Annotated in this window: 17 protein-coding genes; all 17 read left to right on the top strand. The window is 40.3% G+C overall.

Features of this window, described 5'->3' with window-relative positions; genetic code table 11:
• Nucleotides 1-69: 69 nt before the first annotated feature.
• The 17 genes from O9316_RS08670 (at nt 70) to O9316_RS08590 (ending at nt 18,787) form a co-directional block, all read left to right on the top strand.
• Complete coding sequence (locus O9316_RS08670; RefSeq protein WP_298203492.1) at nt 70-894, top strand: prephenate dehydratase; 825 nt, start codon at nt 70-72, stop codon at nt 892-894.
• The gene (locus tag O9316_RS08665) at nt 891-2,039 is read left to right on the top strand and encodes an aminotransferase class I/II-fold pyridoxal phosphate-dependent enzyme (RefSeq protein ID WP_298203491.1); all 1,149 of its coding nucleotides are present in this window, start codon (nt 891-893) and stop codon (nt 2,037-2,039) included. Before O9316_RS08670 ends, O9316_RS08665 begins: the two co-directional genes overlap by 4 nt.
• Nucleotides 2,036-2,887, top strand: coding sequence for a prephenate dehydrogenase (locus O9316_RS08660; protein WP_298203490.1), 852 nt, complete (start codon nt 2,036-2,038; stop codon nt 2,885-2,887). Before O9316_RS08665 ends, O9316_RS08660 begins: the two co-directional genes overlap by 4 nt.
• A gap of 5 nt (nt 2,888-2,892) precedes the next feature.
• Nucleotides 2,893-3,978, top strand: coding sequence for a bifunctional 3-deoxy-7-phosphoheptulonate synthase/chorismate mutase type II (locus O9316_RS08655; protein ID WP_298203489.1), 1,086 nt, complete (start codon nt 2,893-2,895; stop codon nt 3,976-3,978).
• A gap of 40 nt (nt 3,979-4,018) precedes the next feature.
• Entirely contained in the window at nt 4,019-4,537 is a 519-nt protein-coding gene (locus tag O9316_RS08650; RefSeq protein WP_298203488.1) for a hypothetical protein, read from the top strand.
• 61 nt (nt 4,538-4,598) lie between these two features.
• Nucleotides 4,599-5,561, top strand: a complete 963-nt coding sequence (gene rsgA / locus O9316_RS08645) for a ribosome small subunit-dependent GTPase A (RefSeq protein WP_298203487.1) — start codon at nt 4,599-4,601, stop codon at nt 5,559-5,561.
• 238 nt (nt 5,562-5,799) lie between these two features.
• Nucleotides 5,800-6,252, top strand: coding sequence for a D-aminoacyl-tRNA deacylase (dtd, locus tag O9316_RS08640; RefSeq protein ID WP_298203486.1), 453 nt, complete (start codon nt 5,800-5,802; stop codon nt 6,250-6,252).
• 55 nt (nt 6,253-6,307) lie between these two features.
• The gene (locus O9316_RS08635) at nt 6,308-8,212 is read left to right on the top strand and encodes a DUF3857 domain-containing transglutaminase family protein (protein WP_298203485.1); all 1,905 of its coding nucleotides are present in this window, start codon (nt 6,308-6,310) and stop codon (nt 8,210-8,212) included.
• A gap of 4 nt (nt 8,213-8,216) precedes the next feature.
• A complete protein-coding gene (locus O9316_RS08630; RefSeq protein ID WP_298203484.1) occupies nt 8,217-10,193 on the top strand; it encodes a DUF3857 domain-containing protein in 1,977 nt (658 codons plus the stop codon).
• 311 nt (nt 10,194-10,504) lie between these two features.
• Complete coding sequence (locus O9316_RS08625) at nt 10,505-10,729, top strand: hypothetical protein (RefSeq protein ID WP_298203483.1); 225 nt, start codon at nt 10,505-10,507, stop codon at nt 10,727-10,729.
• A gap of 1 nt (nt 10,730) precedes the next feature.
• The gene (locus tag O9316_RS08620; protein WP_298203482.1) at nt 10,731-11,057 is read left to right on the top strand and encodes a nucleotide pyrophosphohydrolase; all 327 of its coding nucleotides are present in this window, start codon (nt 10,731-10,733) and stop codon (nt 11,055-11,057) included.
• A 183-nt stretch (nt 11,058-11,240) separates the two neighbouring features.
• Nucleotides 11,241-12,512: a 3-phosphoshikimate 1-carboxyvinyltransferase gene (locus tag O9316_RS08615; RefSeq protein WP_298203481.1), complete on the top strand. Its 1,272-nt coding sequence runs from the start codon at nt 11,241-11,243 to the stop codon at nt 12,510-12,512.
• 85 nt (nt 12,513-12,597) lie between these two features.
• A complete protein-coding gene (queA, locus tag O9316_RS08610) occupies nt 12,598-13,647 on the top strand; it encodes a tRNA preQ1(34) S-adenosylmethionine ribosyltransferase-isomerase QueA (RefSeq protein ID WP_073361469.1) in 1,050 nt (349 codons plus the stop codon).
• Nucleotides 13,648-13,870: 223 nt separating this feature from the next.
• Nucleotides 13,871-15,154 (top strand): kynureninase, encoded by a 1,284-nt coding sequence (gene kynU, locus O9316_RS08605; RefSeq protein WP_298203480.1) that lies wholly within the window; start codon nt 13,871-13,873, stop codon nt 15,152-15,154.
• 121 nt (nt 15,155-15,275) lie between these two features.
• Nucleotides 15,276-15,914 (top strand): hypothetical protein, encoded by a 639-nt coding sequence (locus tag O9316_RS08600; RefSeq protein ID WP_298203479.1) that lies wholly within the window; start codon nt 15,276-15,278, stop codon nt 15,912-15,914.
• A 174-nt stretch (nt 15,915-16,088) separates the two neighbouring features.
• Nucleotides 16,089-16,307, top strand: coding sequence for a hypothetical protein (locus O9316_RS08595; RefSeq protein ID WP_298203478.1), 219 nt, complete (start codon nt 16,089-16,091; stop codon nt 16,305-16,307).
• 89 nt (nt 16,308-16,396) lie between these two features.
• Entirely contained in the window at nt 16,397-18,787 is a 2,391-nt protein-coding gene (locus tag O9316_RS08590; protein ID WP_298203477.1) for a penicillin acylase family protein, read from the top strand.
• The last annotated feature ends 21 nt before the right edge of the window (nt 18,788-18,808 follow it).

The raw sequence follows: 18,808 nt of genomic DNA, 5'->3' as shown, positions 1-18,808 counted from the left end.
TACGTCAAGAAGTAAAAAATTAAGCACCAATACTACAATCCCGATTTCCATCGGGATTTTTTTTTGCCCATGAAAGCACAAATAGCCATCCAAGGAATTCAAGGTTCGTTCCACCATCAAGTCGCTCTTGCGTATTTTAAAACGCCGTTTGAGTTGGTAGAATGCCTCTCGTTTGAAGCCGTCGCCGACAGTTTACTCAACGGTCGCGCCGCCCAGGCTGTCATAGCATTAGAAAACTCTATTGCCGGTGCCATCCTGCCCAATTACGCCTTGATTGATCGTAACGATTTTCATATCGTCGGGGAACACTATCTGGAAATACAACAAAACCTGATGGCGCTTCCCGGGCAGTCGTTGGAATCCCTTCAAGAAGTTCACTCGCACCCGATGGCTTTATTGCAGTGCATGGAGTTTCTCAAACGGTTTCCCCACCTTAAATTGGTCGAAGATAAAGATACTGCTGAAACAGCACGACGTATCCAAACGCAACAATTACAGGGTATCGCCGCAATAGGAAGTGTGGTGGCAGCAGAATTGTTTGCCCTCGAAGTTATCGCCCCTGAGATTCAAACCGTGAACAATAACCTTACGCGGTTTGCCATCGTGTCGCGCCAACCCAATGCGCTTTCACCCCAAATCAATAAAGCGTCTATCAAGTTTGAACTCCACCACCAACGCGGGAGTTTGGCCGCTATACTCAATGTGATGAGCGATTGCCGCTTGAACCTGACCAAAATTCAATCGCTCCCCAAAATCGAATCGCCGTTTACCTATGCCTTTTTTGTCGATGTGACGTTTGAAGATTATGCCGATTTTGAAAAGGCGGCTGCTTTGCTCAACTTGATGGCTTTATCATTTAAAATATTAGGAATTTACCAAAATACATTACCATGATTACTCCAGCCAATCGCTTACAGTCTGTGCAGGAATATTATTTCTCGCGCAAATTGAAGGAAGTCCAAGCCCTCATGGCACAAGGACATCCCGTAATTAATATGGGTATAGGGAGTCCCGACTTGCCACCGCACCCTGCGGTACAACAAGCGCTAGTCGATGCACTTTCGCTACCCAAAGCCCATGAGTACCAGAGCTATCAAGGGATTCCCGAACTCCGTGCCGGCATGCGTCAATTTTATACCACACAATTTGGAATCGCACCCGATAGTCCGATCGATTTTCTCCCCTTAATGGGGTCCAAAGAAGGGATTTTGCACATCGCTATGGCGTTTCTAAACCCAGGCGATCAAGTCTTGTTACCCAACCCGGGCTATCCTACCTATGCTTCGGTAGCGGAATTGGTGCAGGCTGAGGCCTTGTATTACGACCTTCAACCGGAGCAAGAGTGGTTGCCTGATTTTGCCGCTTTGGAAGCCTTGGATTTGTCTCGCGTGAAAATGATTTTCATCGGCTACCCGCACATGCCCACGGGGGCACCCGGAAATTTAGCTTTGTTGCAACAATGGGTTGATTTTGCGCGTAAGCACGAGTTGCTTTTAATCAATGACAATCCATACAGTTTTGTGTTGCACCACAGTCCGATTTCCATTTTCAATTGTGAAGGAGCTGAAGAAGTGGCTATCGAACTCAATTCGCTAAGCAAAACCTTCAATATGGCCGGTTGGCGAGTTGGCATGGCGGTAGGGAAACCCGCATTTTTGGAAGCCGTGTTGAAAGTGAAAAGCAATATGGATAGCGGTATGTTTTTAGGCATTCAAAAAGGCGCTGTGACTGCTTTATCCTTGGGAGCAGAGTGGTTTGAAGCCCAACACGAAATCTATGCCCGTCGCCGCGAATTGATTTGGCAGTTGGCCGATTTGTTGGGATGTACCTATGATAAAAAGGGAGTGGGACTCTTCGTTTGGGCGAAGTTGCCCCAAAAAAGTAACGCCGAAACATTGATTGATGAATGGTTGTATAACTACCATGTGTTTATCACCCCAGGCCTCATTTTTGGCAGCAACGGAAAAGGATACATTCGCTTTTCACTTTGTGTGACCGAAGAAAAAATTGAAGAAGTAATACAACGATTTACCCCATGAAAGTAGCAATTATCGGTATAGGTTTGATAGGAGGTTCACTCGCCCGAGATATCCGTTTGATTTGGGATCAAGCCGAAATTATTGGAATAGATGTCGATACAGTTCATGTGCAAAAAGCAATCGAACTTGGGATTGTCAATCGTGAGGGGGCGTGGGAAGAAATACCGCAAATGGATGTGGTAATCGTTTCAGTGCCGGTGGACAAAGCGCTTACCGTAGTACTTGAAGTATTGGATTTAGTGAATGAAAAGACCTTAGTCATCGATGTAGGTTCGACCAAACAACCCTTGTGTGAAGCCGTACAACACCATCGCAACCGCCGTAATTTTTTAGCTACCCATCCCATAGCAGGAACGGAATTTTCAGGACCCACAGCAGCATTACAAGGTTTGTTTGAAGGGAAAACGAATATCATTTGTGAGGTTGAAAAAACGGCCTTTGGGCTGCAAGTACGCGCAATGGAATTGTTCCATAAATTGGGAATGCGCATTCGGTATATGGATCCAAAATCACACGACAAACATATCGCCTATGTGTCCCATCTGTCGCATATCAGTTCGTTTATGTTGGGCAAAACCGTCATCGAAAAAGAGAAAGACGAGCGCGATATTTTTGACATGGCCGGGAGCGGTTTTGAAAGTACGGTGCGTCTAGCAAAGAGTTCCCCCGATATGTGGACGCCTATTTTTAACCAAAACAAAGCAAATGTTTTGGCCACTTTAGAAGAATATATCCGAAATTTGTCCCGATTTCGGGAATTATTAGAAACGGATCAATATGACGCATTGTACCAAGAAATGCAACATACGAATCGCATTAAAGAAATATTAAACGGAATCAAAAAATAAGCCCTATGGAAAATAAGAAAGAAATGCGCACATGGTTGGATGATTTTCATTTGCCCCATCCGTTGGTGATTGCGGGTCCCTGTAGCGCCGAAACTGAAAATCAAGTCCTACAAATTGCTCGTGAACTGCAAGATTCAAAAGTGTCCATCTATCGCGCAGGCATTTGGAAGCCCCGCACTCGACCTGGTGGATTTGAAGGTGTGGGCGAAATCGGATTGAAATGGTTGCAAAAGGCCAAAGCCGAAACCGGATTGTTGATGGCGGTTGAAGTGGCTACAGCAGCGCATGTGAAATTGGCTTTGGAACACGATATCGATGTGTTATGGATTGGGGCACGCACCACAGTAAACCCATTTGCCGTACAAGAAATCGCCGACGCTTTACAAAACACGGATAAGATTGTATTGGTGAAAAATCCGGTTAATCCCGATTTAGCGTTGTGGATTGGTGGGATAGAGCGCTTGTACAATGCGGGAATTAAAAAATTAGGCGTGATTCACCGCGGATTTTCAACCTACGAAAAAACCAAATACCGCAATAATCCCGAGTGGCAGATTGCGATAGATTTTCAAAGCAAGTTCCCTGACATCCCTTTGATTATCGACCCGTCGCACATTACGGGAAAGCGCGATATGATTTTTCAAGTGACGCAACAAGCCTTGGATTTTAATTACGATGGAATGATTATCGAAACCCACTGCGATCCCGATAATGCTTGGAGTGATGCGGCGCAACAAGTGACCCCCGAGCGGTTGAAGCAAATTATTTTTGATTTGGTGATTCGCAAAGAAGATGATGCCGATGGTGACTATTTGCAGCAATTGTCCAAATTACGCGTTAAAATCGACGACTACGATTCCAAATTGTTGGATGTGATTGGACAACGGATGAAAGTCGCCGAAGACATTGGCACTTTGAAAAAGGAAAAGAATGTGGCGGTTTTACAAAATAAACGTTGGAATGAAATCTTGGAACGCATGGTCAAGGAAGGCTCGCAGAGAGGCTTGAGCGAAGAGTTTATCGTTCAGTTCTTTAAAGCGATTCACCAAGAAAGTATCGCGCATCAAGAAAAAGTTTTTAAGTCAGAATAATTTAGTAATATTGCGTTCGATAACCTCTAAATTATTTATCATGAAAAAATTAGTTTTACTATTTGCCTTGATCACTTCTATTGTATCAGCACAGGCAGACAAAATTTACAAGCACAACGGTGAAGTGATTACCGGAAAAGTAGTTAAATTAGAAGAGTTTACCATCGTATTCAAATATGATGGCGAGGATGCAGAAAATACAGTAAGTAAGTATGCTATTGAAAAAATCGTTTACGGAAAATCCGGACGTGTAGAAGAAGTTACAGAGAAAATTGTTATCAACGGAGAAGACGATTGGGAAAAAGTTGTCATCTTGGAAGATAAAGCATACATCTCTGGTTTGAAAAAAGGAGAAGAAGTACGTGGAAAAACGGGATTAATCAACTTTCAAACAGGAAATACAGGAGACAAGAAGGCAGAGAAAAAATTAAAAATGGAAGCCGCTAAGTTAGGATGTCCTTTTATTCTATTAACTGCTGACAAAGCCACTGTGGGTGCTAATTCTAACCAATTGGGAGGTTCTCAGGTCATCAAAAAAGGAGTAGCTTACAAATACTAATTCCGCATTATTTCAAAATACTAAAGGCACTTCGGTGCCTTTTTTATTTTATTTTTGTAGCATGACAGGATGGGTTTACAAATCGACGGGAAGTTACTACACAGTAAAAACGGATACGGGAGCGTTGTACGATTGTCGGATTAAAGGAAAGTTTCGCATCCAAGGCATCAAAAGTACCAATCCGATTGCTGTAGGCGACCGCGTTGATTTTGACTTAGATCAGTCTACGGATGAAATCATAGGACAAATTCACACTATCCATGATCGGAAAAACTACATCATTCGCAAATCGGTAAACTTGTCCAAACAAGTACACATCATTGCGGCCAATGTAGATGTAGTTTTTTTGCTGATAACCATCAATAATCCTACCACAACGACCAGTTTTATCGATCGGTTTTTGGTTACTGCTGAGGCTTATGGTATTGAAGCGGTGCTTATATTTAATAAAATAGACACTTATGACGAAGCGGCTTTGGAGGAGCAATTGTATTTGCAATATGTTTACAGTCAGATTGGCTACCGTTGTTTGCGCGTTTCGGCCTTAGAATCCAAAGGTCTTGAGGAACTAAAAGTCTTAATGAAGGGTAAAGTATGTATGTTTTCTGGCCATTCTGGAGTAGGCAAATCCACATTGGTCAATGCGTTAGAACCGGGGTTGGATTTACGTACCGCTTCGATTTCGGATTCCCATCAACAGGGGCAACATACAACAACATTTGCCGAAATGTTTGATTTGTCGTTCGGGACAAAAATTATTGACACTCCCGGCATTCGTGGTTTTGGCGTGGTCGATATGGAGCCCGAAGAAGTGAGTGATTACTTTCCTGAGTTTTTTGCCTTAAAAGAATCGTGCAAGTTCAACAATTGCCTTCATAAAGAAGAGCCTCAATGTGCCGTAAAAAAAGCGCTAGATGCCGACGAAATTGCTTGGTCGCGCTACCGCAGTTATTTGCAAATTTTAGCCGGAGATGACGAGCAGTACCGTGGGGATCAGTATGCTGATGAGCGCAAGAGTGGGTAGTGATTAGTGATTAGTGACTAGTGACTAGTGACTAGTGACTAGTGACTAGTGATTAGTGACTAGTGATTAGTGACTAGTGATTAGTGACTAGTGATTAGTTCCGAGACTTCGGGGGTGATTAGTTGTTGGCTTTCAGTGGTGGCAGGGATGCTAATTTGATATTCAAACTCAACCTCAAACCTAAAAACTCATAATTCATAACTCATAATTCATAACTCATAATTCATAACTCTTCCTTATGCGTGCAGTTCTTCAAAGAGTCACTCAAGCTTCAGTAACTGTTGATGGAAAAGTAGTTTCTGAAATTCAGTCAGGGGTATTAATTCTATTGGGCGTAGAGGATGCCGATGGAATGGACGATGTATTGTGGTTGGCGTCTAAAGTTGCTAACCTACGCATCTTTGGCGATGCTCAGGGGGTTATGAACCTATCTGTCAAAGATTGCCAAGGCGATTGTATTGTGGTAAGTCAGTTTACGTTGCACGCTATGACCAAAAAAGGCAATCGTCCTTCCTACATTAAGGCAGCCCGACCCGAACAAGCGATTCCTTTGTATGAAGCTTTTGTGTTGGCGATGGAGCGCGAATTGGGGAAAAAAGTCGGTACAGGTATTTTTGGCGCCGATATGAAAGTCGCCTTACTAAATGATGGTCCAGTCACTATTTTTATTGATACCCAAAATAAATTTTAAATTTTGTTTGTTAATATTTTCCAAAAAAAATATATTTGAAAAAAATTAGTTCGAGATGTATAAGCCTATTTTATTCGCCCTGTTAGTGATATGTCAATTGGTTCAAGCGCAAGAAACGCCTTATTCATCCCTAACACTTCCAGAAATACTTAAAGAAAATGCTAATGCTATTGTTCGAGAGCGTGATTATGAGGTAAAAATTCTCTCTCAAAAAGCATTTACCTTAAAGAAACGTGAAGTTGTCACGGTTTTAAATGAGAAGGGGATGCGTAATTTGGATTTGTCTGAAAACTACAGCCCTTCACTCAAAATAAATTCTTTGAGTGTAATTGTTTATAATGCTACAGGGAACGAGATTAAGAAATACAGACAGTCCGATTTTAAGGATCACAGCGTATCGGATGGATTTTCAATAGCCACTGACGACCGTATTTTATATTTGGATTATACTCCCACGGGCTATCCATTTACGATTGTTTTCGAAAGCGAAGTAAAATCAACGAATACAGCTTTTTTGCAGCCTTGGGTACCTATCGGATCATATTATGAAAGTGTTCAAAAAGCACGTATTCACTATTTTTATCCTGACGATTTAAAAGTTAAAGTAAAAGAGATAAACTTTGAAGGACACACCATTCTAAAAGAGGAGAGTGCTGGTAAGATTGTGTATTCGATAGAGAATTTTAAGGCTGAAAAGCCAGAAGATTATTCTCCGCCATTTTATGATATTTTTCCAATGGTACGATTTGCTTTGGATAAATTTAATCTTGAAGGAGTGGAAGGAAACGCAAATACTTGGCCATCCTATGGAAGTTGGTATTACAATGCGCTACTTACGGGAACCGATGAACTCCCCGATGCAACAGTGGTAAAAGTACAAAGTTTAGTAAAGGATACGAAAACGAATATTGAAAAAGCACAGAAAATTTACGAGTATGTTCAAAATAAAACTCGCTATGTAAGCATTCAATTAGGTGTGGGGGGATGGAAACCGATGCTAGCCAAAGATGTCGATCGATTGGGGTATGGCGATTGTAAAGCATTATCCAATTATACCCGCGCTCTTTTGAAAGCTGTTGGAGTAGAGTCTTATTGTACTATAATATACGCAGGTAATGATACTCGAGATTTAACTACAGATTTTGTTGCTATGCAAGGGAATCACATGATTTTGGCCTTACCCGATGAAAAAGGAGGATACTTGTTTATGGAATGTACCAGTCAGTCCAATCCATTTGGTTATCAAGGAAGTTTTACAGATGATCGTTATGCACTTCTTATCAAGCCCCAAGGAGGTGAGATAGTAAAAACGAATGATTATAACAACCACAAGAGTAAGCAAATAACCACTGGAATTGTGACAATTGCGGAGGATGGTTCTATGAAAGGCGTGATGATGCGAAAAAGTACAGGTTTTCAATATAGTAATTCTGAAGGTATTGAGTTGAAATCCAAGAAAGATGTTAATGAAAAATATAAGGAGGAAATGTCTTGGATAAATAATATGATTATTGAAAATTATAAGTTTGTTAACGATAAAAAAGCAGTAGAATTTACTGAGGAGCTCGTCATTTCTTCCCCAGATTATGTCAAAAAAAGTGGGCAATATCAAACGTTAGAAGTAAATGTTTTCAATCAAACTCACACTATTCCAACGCGCTATCGAAATCGAAAATATCCTTTTGAAATTGCCCGAGGTTTTTATGATGAGGATTCGATAATCATTGAGTTGCCTAAAGGATACAAGATAGAAACATTGCCTGATTCAACAACTCTGCTGGATAAGTTTGGAGAGTATCGATTGAATTTAATGATGTTATCTCCTGAAAAATTAGAAGTGAAACGTTCATTTTTTATGAAAAAAGGACTTTTTGAAAAAACAGATTATGAGAGTTTTAGAAAGTTCCGTGAACAAGTTGCTCGTTTGGATTCAACCAAAGTAGTATTAATCAAAGCCTAAAATAATGAAAAAGTTTATTTTAATCATAAGTGTATTTACTGCACTTTCTAGTATTGCTCAAAAAAGAGAATTGGGGGAAGTTACTCTTGATGAACTTAGCCAAAAATTTTGTCCTGCAGATACTTCGGCTCCAGCTGCCGTTTTGTTTAGTCTTGGTAAGACTTATTTTGAATACTCAGAGAATGAAGGGTTTAGAATAATTACTGAAATCCAAACAAAAATAAAGATATACAAAAAGGAAGGGTATGAGTATGCTAATGCTGTGGAACGAATATACACAGGAGGTGGTACTAGCGAGGAAAAAGTCTCTTTTTCAAAAGCAGTCACATACAATTTGATTGATGGTAAAATTGAAAAGACCAAGTTAAACAGTAGTGGTGAGTTCCGTGAGGAAGTAAATAAATATTGGGCGTTAAAAAAGATTACTATGCCAAATGTTAGAGAGGGATCTATTATTGAATATAAAGTCATGATTTCTTCTCCTTATATTCACAATTTCCCCGAATGGGTTTTTCAAAAGTCAATACCCGTTCTATATTCAGAGTACACCACAGTAATTCCTGAATATTTTACCTACAGTAAACATTTTAGGGGGTATCATTCTCCTATAATTAGCAAAGATTATAGAGAGCGTTCTGTTTATAATACTTCCAATTCCTCCAGTTCCGGTGGATTTCGTTTTCGTGAAGAGACTTCAAAATATGTTGTCGAAAACATAGCGGCTTTAAAAGAGGAAATATTCACCAGTAACATTAATAATTACCGCACAACTTTGGTTCATGAATTATCTACAACTCAATATCCTAATTCGCAGATCAAAAGATATTCAACCGATTGGGAGACCGTTGCAAAAGAGATTTATGTTTCTTCGAATTTTGGTGATGAGTTAAAAAAAACAGGATATTTTGAAAAAGATGTGGATGGTTTACTTCAGGGAATTTCTGACCCAGAAGAACGAATGGTTATTTTGTTTAGTTTCGTTCGTAACCGTATGAACTGGAATGAGTTTTATGGAGTGTTTTGTAAAGATGGGGTGAAAAAAGCGTACGCTGAAAAGAAAGGAAATGTTGCAGAACTAAATCTAATGTTAGTCTCTATGTTGCGTTATGCGGGATTGAATGCCAATCCCGTAATTATTAGCACGCGGAACAATGGAATTCCGCTTTTTCCAAGTCAGACATCTTTTAATTATGTGATTGCTGCCGTTAAGTTTCAGGATAATATTTATTTGATGGATGCAACCAGCAAGTATTCAATGCCCAATATTTTACCGACAAGAGATTTAAATTGGCAAGGGCGAATTATTCAAAGTGATGGTACAAATCAATCGATTAATTTGGTGCCTTCATTTTTATCAAAAAGTGCTACCACATTAATGGCAAAAATCGATAAGACGGGTGTCATTGAAGGGAAAGTCCGCGAAATGTATTTTGATTACGAAGCTTTTGATTACAGAACACGTTATGGAAATGCCAGTATTGAGTCTCAAATGGAACGTTTGGAAAAGCGGCATAGTGGTATTGAGGTCTCAGACTTCAGTGTTCAAAATAACTTAGAAATTTCAAAGCCAATAGTTGAATCGTATAGTTTTAAAGATAATCATTCTGTTGAACTCATTGGTGGTAAACTACATATTAGCCCACTCTTATTTAAAACATTGAGTGAAAATCCTTTCAAACAAGATGAACGAGAATATCCCGTTGATTTTATTTATCCCCATCAAGATAAAACAACCATTTCTTTGACGATTCCGGAAGGATATGTAGTTGAAGTACTCCCAGAAGGTAAAGCCTTTACAATGCCAGAAAATATAGCAGGATTCAAGTATATGATTCAAAGTGCGGATAATCAAATACAAATTATTTTAACATTAGATATCAATCAAGCCATTATAGGTTCAGAAAATTATGAATTCTTACGCTCCCTTTTTAATGAATTTGTAAAGAAAAATACAGAAAAAATTATTTTGAAAAAAGTCTAATGAAACGTGTTTTATATTCTTCATTTGTGTAGTTAGTATTTCTTTTGTTTTCTGACAATTTCAATCATATAAAATTAGTAAAGAACAGTTGTAGGAGCGATATTATCCCAAGGATAGTACTGCTCCTGCTACTTTTTTATTAAAAACATGTTGCTTAAAATTTGATTATTTGGAGAATAATGTATTTATCAATCCTCTTGTCTATTTAGCTCAAATGAGGAATTCTTTTTCTGCTGAAACTCGAACATTTCCAATACATTTTAGTTAACCTAATACGATACACTTCGACAGTGATAATATCAATTCCTGAAATGTATAAAGTTACAGTTCTTCCTAAAGCGGCTGTTTTTGCAATGTCAAATAATGGGATGAATTATCGATATCAAATCCAAGGCGAAGAGAGAAAAGTGACAATAACTACAACGCAAGAAATTAATCATGTCGATTTTCCCGTCGAGTCGTATGATTCCCAAAAAGAAATTTTTAAATTAGCTGTTGATAAAGAGCTTGGAAAAATCGTGCTCGAAAAGAATTAAAATGAATCTAAAAAACGCCCAACTTGACGTCGATCATTGGATTAAAAATCATGGTGTTCGCTATTTTAACGAACTCACCAATATGGCGCAACTCACCGAAGAAGTGGGAGAGGTAGCTCGAATTATTGCGCGCCGCTATGGCGAACAATCGGAAAAAGAAAGTGATAAAAATAAAGATCTCGGCGAAGAACTGGCCGACGTCGTCTTTGTCGTACTTTGTTTGGCCAATCAAACAGGGGTCGATTTGCAAGCTGCTTTTGATAAAAAAATGGACTTGAAAGCGAAACGCGACCACGACCGCCATCATACTAATGAGAAGCTGAAGTAGCAAATAGTAATTAGCCCCGAAACTTCGGGGGTGATTAGTGACTAGCCCCGAAACTTCGGGGGTGACGAGTAATTAGTGACTAGTAATTAGTAACTTTCTAACTCATAATTCATAACTCATAATTCATAACTCATAATTCATAACTCAAGACTCCTTGCGTTGGAATCAAATTAAGCCTGTTCCATGACTTGCCACTTACTTCATTCTAATTTACATACCGGGAAAGAAATAGCCATTACGGGGTCTAAGTCAGAAACCAATCGACTTCTTTTGCTCCAAGCCTTATATCCGCATTTACAATTGGAAAACACCTCCAATTCCGATGATTCGGAAGTGATGATGCAAGCACTTGAAAAGTCCAAAAAAAGCCATTCAAATCCCGTGCTCATTGATGTGCATCATGCCGGGACGGCCATGCGTTTTCTTACGGCCTATTTTGCGATACAAGAGGGAAAAGAAGTTTTGCTCACGGGTTCCTCCCGCATGCAGGAACGCCCCATTCATGTTCTTGTCGAAGCCTTAAATCAGCTTGGCGCCGCAATTACCTACGAAAAAAATCAGGGTTTTCCACCATTGCGAATTCAAGGAAAAAAACTATTGCATTCGCAAGTGATCTTGCCCGCTCATATCAGCAGTCAATATATTTCCGCATTATTATTAATTGCGCCGAGTTTGAAAAACGGACTCCAATTAACTTTGGAAGGGGAAATAACTTCTGTTCCCTACATACAAATGACCCTGGCCTTATTGAATCACATTGGCGTAACCACCTCCTTTGAAGGGAACCACATTGCGGTGGCACCGTTTGAAGTGCAATCTGCCATGGCAACTAGTCAATCCGTCACGGTGGAAAGCGATTGGTCATCGGCCTCGTATTGGTATAGTATAATCGCTTTATCAGAAGTTGGCGCTCAAGTTACGTTAACAAGTTACCAGGCTGAAAGTTTACAAGGGGATCAAATCTTAGTTTCTTTGTACGAACATTTAGGCGTAACCACCACTTTTTTGCCCGATTTTCGCCTTCAACTAACCAAAGTATCACCACCCAAAACGTCACATTTTGAAGCCCATTTAATGGGGGCTCCTGATATTGCACAAACTCTTGCAGTGTCTTGTTTCGGACTCGGAATTTCGTGTGCCTTGACGGGGTTACATACGCTAAAAATCAAAGAGACCGATCGGTTGGCAGCCTTACAACAAGAAATTTCAAAACTAGGAGGACAAATCCAAACCACCGCTGATTCTTTGCATCTTGAATCCTCAACACACATCATTCCCGATGTAACCATAGCGACGTATCAAGATCATCGTATGGCCATGGCTTTTGCACCTTTAGCCCTAAGAGTACCTTTAATAATAGAAGACGCCGAGGTGGTATCGAAATCGTATCCCACTTTTTGGGGTGATCTCGCTCGGGTAGGGATTTCAGGGAAAATGTCGGAAAATAAATCCTAATTTACTTGACAACCCCCTTTTGCGCATAGTATATTTGCACCCGTTTGTCGTGAGGCAAATCAATGTAATTTAAAGGCTATAAAAGATGAAACTATCCCATTTTAATTTCCATTTACCTCCAGAGTTACTGGCCGAATTTCCCGCTGAAAATCGTGACGAGTCGCGCTTAATGGTGGTACACCGCAGCACCGGACAAATCGAGCATAAATTGTTTAAAGACATTATCGACTATTTTGACGATGGCGATGTGATGATTTTAAACAACACCAAAGTGTTTCCTGCCCGTATGTATGGAAACAAAGAGAAAACCGGCGCTCGTATCGAAGTTTTCTTGTTGCGCGAATTAAATGCGGAACAACGCCTATGGGATGTTTTGGTCGATCCTGCCCGTAAAATCCGTATCGGAAATAAATTGTATTTCGGCGATGACGATTCCTTAGTTGCTGAGGTTATCGATAACACCACTTCCCGTGGACGTACCCTTCGTTTCTTGTACGACGGATCGTATGAAGAATTCCGTTATAAATTAAAGGAACTAGGGGAAACACCAATTCCAAAATACATCAACCGCGAAGTCACCGAAGAGGATGCCGAACGTTACCAAACCATCTATGCGAAAGAAGAAGGTGCGGTAGCGGCGCCCACTGCTGGATTACACTTTTCAAAACATTTACTGAAACGTCTAGAAATCAAAGGGATCAACTTCGCTGAAGTCACCCTTCACGTCGGACTAGGAACCTTCAATCCTGTTGAAGTAGAGGATTTGTCCAAACACAAAATGGACTCCGAAGAATTACGCATTTCTCAAGAAGCCTGTGATACAGTGAATAAGGCCATTGAAAATAAACGTCGTGTGTGTTGTATCGGAACCACTTCTATGCGTGCCATCGAAAGTTCGGTCTCTTCCAACCGCACGCTAAATCCCTACGATGGCTGGACGAATAAGTTCATCTTCCCACCCTACGATTTTAGTATTGCCAATTGTATGGTGACCAATTTCCACACGCCCAAATCCACCTTGTTAATGATGATTTCGGCTTTCTGTGGGCACGATTTGATGAAAAAAGCTTACGAAGAAGCCGTAAAAGAACGCTATCGTTTTTATTCCTATGGCGACGCAATGTTGATCTTATAATACAAAGAAGGCTTTCAGAAATGAAGGCCTTTTTTTAATGAGTCAATATGTCGATGGGTCAATGAGTCAATGAGTCAATGAGTCAATGTGTCAATGAGTCAATATGTCGATGGGTCAATGAGTCAATGGTTCTGTAAACTCATAATTCATAACTCATAACTCTTTAACCCTGTTTCAATTCTCAATCAAGATTACTACATTTACCATCCAAACAAACTAACCCATGACATTTCAAAATACGCGTGAATTCGCACAACAACTCGACGCACAAGACGAATTACGTTCCTACCGCGATCAATTTATTTTTCCGCAACACAACGGTAAAAATGTAATTTATTTTACAGGGAATTCGTTGGGGTTGCAACCCAAATCGGCTTCCCAATTTGTTCAGGATGTAATGAATGACTGGGCTAATCTTGCCGTTGAAGGCCACTTTTATGCCGAGAAACCCTGGTGGGATTACCACGAACGTTTTGCAGCGCCTCTTGGTAAAATTGTTGGCGCCTTGCCCTCTGAAGTTACCGTAATGAATACCTTGACTGTAAACCTACACTTATTGATGGTGTCGTTTTACCGTCCCCAAGGCAAACGCTACAAAATTATTTGCGAAGAAAAAGCTTTCCCCTCCGATCAATACATGTTTCAATCACAAGTGCGCGTTCACGGCTTTGATCCCAAAGACGCCATTGTTGAAGTAAAACGACGTGAAGGCGAACACAATATTCGTCTCGAAGATATTCTGGCCAAAATCAAGGAAGTAGGCGAGGAGTTGGCCCTAGTGTTGTGGGGTGGTGTGAATTATTACACGGGTCAAGTGTTTGATATGAAAACAATCACCGAAGCAGGTCACGCTGTAGGCGCTTATGTCGGATTCGACTTGGCTCACGCTGCAGGGAATGTTAAATTGAACTTACACGATTGGAATGTCGATTTTGCAGCATGGTGTAGTTATAAATACATGAACTCCGGCCCTGGGAATGCCTCGGGTTGTTTTGTACACGAAAAACACCACTACAGCAATCTCCCTCGTTTCGCGGGTTGGTGGGGACATAATAAAGAACGTCGTTTCAAAATGGAACCCGATTTTGACCCAGTCCACGGGGCCAACGGTTGGCAAGTGAGTAATTTGCCCATATTGTCATTAGCACCCTATTTGGCTTCAGTCGAACTCTTTGACGAAGTAGGGATGGAGCGTCTCATACAAAAGCGGAATCAATTAACTGCGTACCTCGAATTTGTGTTACACGACATCGACCAACAGCTGGAAGGCGCCGATTTTGAAGTCATCACGCCCAAAAATCCCGAAGAACGCGCCTGTCAATTGTCCGTATATTTACATGGACAAGGACGAAGTTTGTTCGATTATTTAATGAACAATGGCGTGATTACCGATTGGCGCGAACCCAATGTAATTCGGTTGGCTCCCGCTCCTTTCTATTGCTCGTATGAAGATATGTATGCATTTGGACAGATTTTGAAAAGGGGGATTCTTGCATTAAACCAGTAAAAATGGCGACTGAAAATAGTTTGATTAATGTGATGATGTTATTTCAATTCTCTTTTTTCAAATAATTAAAGTTACTAAAATAAGTTTTATTAAATTCAATTTTTAGAATACACTTAAACAAATGACCCATCGTCCAAAAGTTTATATTTACGCATTAAGCAACGTAGCTTACGACGGGTATTATATAAGTGGTTTGAAGAAATTCCTTGGGATAAAAAGGGTTATTTTTAGTACTAAACGATTTCCAAGATTTGGCTTTTATGACGGATTGGCCGTGATCATTAAATATCCCGACAAGGAAATTAAATTATGCATCGATGCCAATGACCGCAATGAAATTATACTTTCACAATTGGAGTGGTGTGATGTATATGGAAAGGTAAATTATAACCCTAATGTTGTCCCGAGACAAGGCGCTGAAAAAGTAATTCCAATTGGATCTAGTTTCGGAATTCGACTATGGAATTTACCAGAAACGATTTTTATGGCTGGATTCAATTTTATACGTTTTTATTCTGTTATTCCTCACAAAAAATTGTTTCTGTCAAACTATTGGGCTCAATATTTACGTAAACCATTATCCTTTTACCTTCATAATTCCTCTCAATCCAAGAGTGATTATGTGTTTTTTGTAAGTACAATTTGGAAAAATAATCCTGAGACCAACCAATTACGTGCTAATTTTATTGCCGCTTGTAAAGAGGTGAAAAATATTCATTTTGAAGGAGGTTTCGCACCTAGAAAGGATGGTAATCAATAGGGATGGGAGGCATTCTTAACAGATGGTGTTGTTCCCTTTGAAATTTATTTAAAAAAAACAATACAATCTTTATTTGTATTCAGTACTCCAGCAGTTGATCAATGCCATGGTTGGAAGTTAGCAGAGTATTTAGCTCTTGGAAAAGTAATTATTTCGACTCCATTTTCTAATGAGATGGCAATACCATTGCAAAATGGTCAAGACATTATTTTACTTAAAGAAGGAAGTAAAGAAGAAATTGTCAATGTAATTCATGTACTAATCCAGCATCCTGAGCAAATTCTTCATATAGAAAATCATAGTAAACGGTATTTCATGGAAAATTTACTTCCTGAAAAAGTAATACGCCGATTGCTAGAGCATAACAATCTACAAAATGTCAATTCGTTTTAAAAATAAAAGAGTCTCTATTAATGAGGCTTTTTTTATGTTACATTCGTTCCTTGCTATAGACTAACTTTTTTGGAATTAAAATTGATTTTATGAAGATAATTAAGAAAATTCTGCTTGTTATCACGTTGATCACAGGGTTACTAGGGTTGACTTTGTTTAGCTATTTTCAGTATAAAAAACCGAGTTACGAAGGCGAACAATTGCTGGTAGGCTTGTCAAGCGAAACCAAAGTCTATTTTGACGACTACGGCGTGCCTCATATTTATGCCCAAAATCAAAAAGATGCGTTACGGGCGCTCGGCTACGTGCATGCCCAAGATCGCTTGTGGCAAATGGAGTTGATGCGTCGTATTGCTCCCGGACGCCTGTCGGAGTTGTTTGGGGCGAAAGCCTTAGAAAACGACAAGTTCTTTGCAGGGATTGGAATCGATGAAAATTCAGCCCAAGCCGTAGCTGCTTTAGATAAAAATTCAGAAGCCTACCTGTTGGCCCAAGCCTATATCGATGGAGTAAATCAATACATGGTGGAAGGAAAAACACCCGTTGAATTTGATTTAATCGGCGTGGAAAAGACACCGTTTACCCTCAAAGATATGTACAACATTTTTGGCTTCATGTCCTTCAGTTTTGCCATGGCCCAAAAAACCGACCCGTTACTGACGGAAATCCGTGACGAATGGGGCATGCACTATTTAGCCGACTTTGGATTGGACGGTGCCTTAGCCAAAACCCGTTTGAAATCGTATAAAGGCAAAGCCAACGATTATGCTGTAATTTCAAAATCAATCACTGAACTCCTTCAGCAATCGCCTGTACCTCCCTTTATCGGAAGTAACAGCTGGGTAATTGGTGCCGAAAAAACCAAGAACCAAAAAGTCATTTTTGCCAACGACCCACACATTATGTTCTCCCAACCGGGCACTTGGTACGAAGCCCATATTTCCTGTCCAGGATACGAAATGTATGGCTACTATTTGGCCGGAACCCCGTTTCCGTTACTCGGTCATAACCGCGATTATGCGTATGGATTGACCATGTTTGAAAATGATGATTTGGACTTTTTCCTAGAGGAAAATCATCCGCAAAATGCCCATCAATACAAAACCGCAACGGGCTATGCTAATTATTCGGTGCACACCAAAACCCTCAAAGTAAAAGACACTGCCGATGTTGCATTAACCATCAAATCCACCGCCCATGGACCCGTGATGAATGGATTGTTGAAAGGATTGAATGCCAAAAGACCAGTAACCATGTCGTGGATTTACACCCAACACGCCAATCGTATTTTGGAAGCCGTCTATGGGTTGAGTCATGCCAAAAATTTGGATGATTTTTATCAAAAGGTAGGTCTCGTTCACGCCCCCGGTTTGAATGTCATGTACGGCGATGCCAAAAACAATATTGCTTGGATTACGTCGGGGAAATTGTATCGCATGCCCGATGGGGTAAATCCCAACTTTATTTTGGATGGAACCAATGGCAAAGACGACCAACGGACCTTTTTGCCTTTTGAAGAAAATCCCTATGCCATCAATCCCGATTGGCACTATGTGTATTCGGCCAATAACCAGCCCGAGCCCATCAACGGTTATTTGTATCCCGGGTATTATTTGCCCCAAGATCGTGCAAAACGTATTCAGTCGTTGCTGGCCACCAAAAATAATTGGGACCGTACGGATGTGGAACGCATGATTAACGACCATACGTCGGTAATTTATCCTGGTTTGGTCAAAAACTGGATAAAATGTATCCCCAAAAACGGATTGACAGCTACTGAAAAAAGTGCGTTAGAAACACTCCAACAATGGGAAGGAACCCATGCCGTGTATGACATCGCACCTACGATTTACAACAAATGGCTGTATTGTTATTTGAAAAATACCTTTCAAGATGAGTTGGGCGAAGAACGTTTTTCATTATTTCTTGGAACCCATATTCTCAAGCAAATGATTGCAGGACAAAGCGTTAATCTGAAGTCGCCTTGGTGGGATGATGTGACAACCAAAGGCACTACAGAAACCCGAAATCAAATAATGAACCGTTCGTTTCATGAAGCGATTAAGGCGCTTGAAAATCAATTAGGCTCAGACTATACGAATTGGCGCTGGGGCAAAGTCCATACACTTGAACACCAACATCCCTTGGGTAAAGTAGCGGCTTTACGTCCTTTGTTTCATGTGGGAACTTACGAAGTACCCGGAGGAAATGAAGTCATCAATAATTTATTGTTTTATTTGGCCAAAGACGGAAAGTACAACGTTGGCGGTGGACCCTCAACGCGGCGTATTATCGATTTCTCCGATGTGGAAAATAGTGTGAGTATACTACCTACGGGTCAATCAGGAGTGCGCTCGAGTCCGCATTATAACGATCAAGCCGAATTATTTGTCAAAGGCCATTTCCGAAAAATGAAACTCAACCGCAAAGAGATTGAAGAAACGTCAACGTTATTGGTATTAAAACCCAAAGCCCACTAATTCAACATTTATAATTTGTAA

The sequence above is a fragment of the Flavobacterium sp. genome, from assembly GCF_027533505.1.
GTDB lineage: Bacteria > Bacteroidota > Bacteroidia > Flavobacteriales > Flavobacteriaceae > Flavobacterium.
The sequence above is the reverse complement of the archived record's forward strand: the minus strand, read 5'-3'. Positions and strand labels throughout refer to the sequence as shown.

Excerpts from the sequence above, each read along its gene's own strand:
- O9316_RS08600 (WP_298203479.1), top strand. The coding sequence starts at position 15,276 with ATGACCCATCGTCCAAAAGTTTATATTTACGCATTAAGCAACGTAGCT.
- O9316_RS08650 (WP_298203488.1), top strand. The coding sequence starts at position 4,019 with ATGAAAAAATTAGTTTTACTATTTGCCTTGATCACTTCTATTGTATCA.
- O9316_RS08665 (WP_298203491.1), top strand. The coding sequence starts at position 891 with ATGATTACTCCAGCCAATCGCTTACAGTCTGTGCAGGAATATTATTTC.
- O9316_RS08655 (WP_298203489.1), top strand. The coding sequence starts at position 2,893 with ATGGAAAATAAGAAAGAAATGCGCACATGGTTGGATGATTTTCATTTG.
- kynU (WP_298203480.1), top strand. The coding sequence starts at position 13,871 with ATGACATTTCAAAATACGCGTGAATTCGCACAACAACTCGACGCACAA.
- O9316_RS08590 (WP_298203477.1), top strand. The coding sequence starts at position 16,397 with ATGAAGATAATTAAGAAAATTCTGCTTGTTATCACGTTGATCACAGGG.
- O9316_RS08670 (WP_298203492.1), top strand. The coding sequence starts at position 70 with ATGAAAGCACAAATAGCCATCCAAGGAATTCAAGGTTCGTTCCACCAT.
- rsgA (WP_298203487.1), top strand. The coding sequence starts at position 4,599 with ATGACAGGATGGGTTTACAAATCGACGGGAAGTTACTACACAGTAAAA.
- O9316_RS08660 (WP_298203490.1), top strand. The coding sequence starts at position 2,036 with ATGAAAGTAGCAATTATCGGTATAGGTTTGATAGGAGGTTCACTCGCC.
- queA (WP_073361469.1), top strand. The coding sequence starts at position 12,598 with ATGAAACTATCCCATTTTAATTTCCATTTACCTCCAGAGTTACTGGCC.
- dtd (WP_298203486.1), top strand. The coding sequence starts at position 5,800 with ATGCGTGCAGTTCTTCAAAGAGTCACTCAAGCTTCAGTAACTGTTGAT.
- O9316_RS08625 (WP_298203483.1), top strand. The coding sequence starts at position 10,505 with ATGTATAAAGTTACAGTTCTTCCTAAAGCGGCTGTTTTTGCAATGTCA.
- O9316_RS08620 (WP_298203482.1), top strand. The coding sequence starts at position 10,731 with ATGAATCTAAAAAACGCCCAACTTGACGTCGATCATTGGATTAAAAAT.
- O9316_RS08615 (WP_298203481.1), top strand. The coding sequence starts at position 11,241 with ATGACTTGCCACTTACTTCATTCTAATTTACATACCGGGAAAGAAATA.
- O9316_RS08630 (WP_298203484.1), top strand. The coding sequence starts at position 8,217 with ATGAAAAAGTTTATTTTAATCATAAGTGTATTTACTGCACTTTCTAGT.
- O9316_RS08635 (WP_298203485.1), top strand. The coding sequence starts at position 6,308 with ATGTATAAGCCTATTTTATTCGCCCTGTTAGTGATATGTCAATTGGTT.
- O9316_RS08595 (WP_298203478.1), top strand. The coding sequence starts at position 16,089 with ATGGCAATACCATTGCAAAATGGTCAAGACATTATTTTACTTAAAGAA.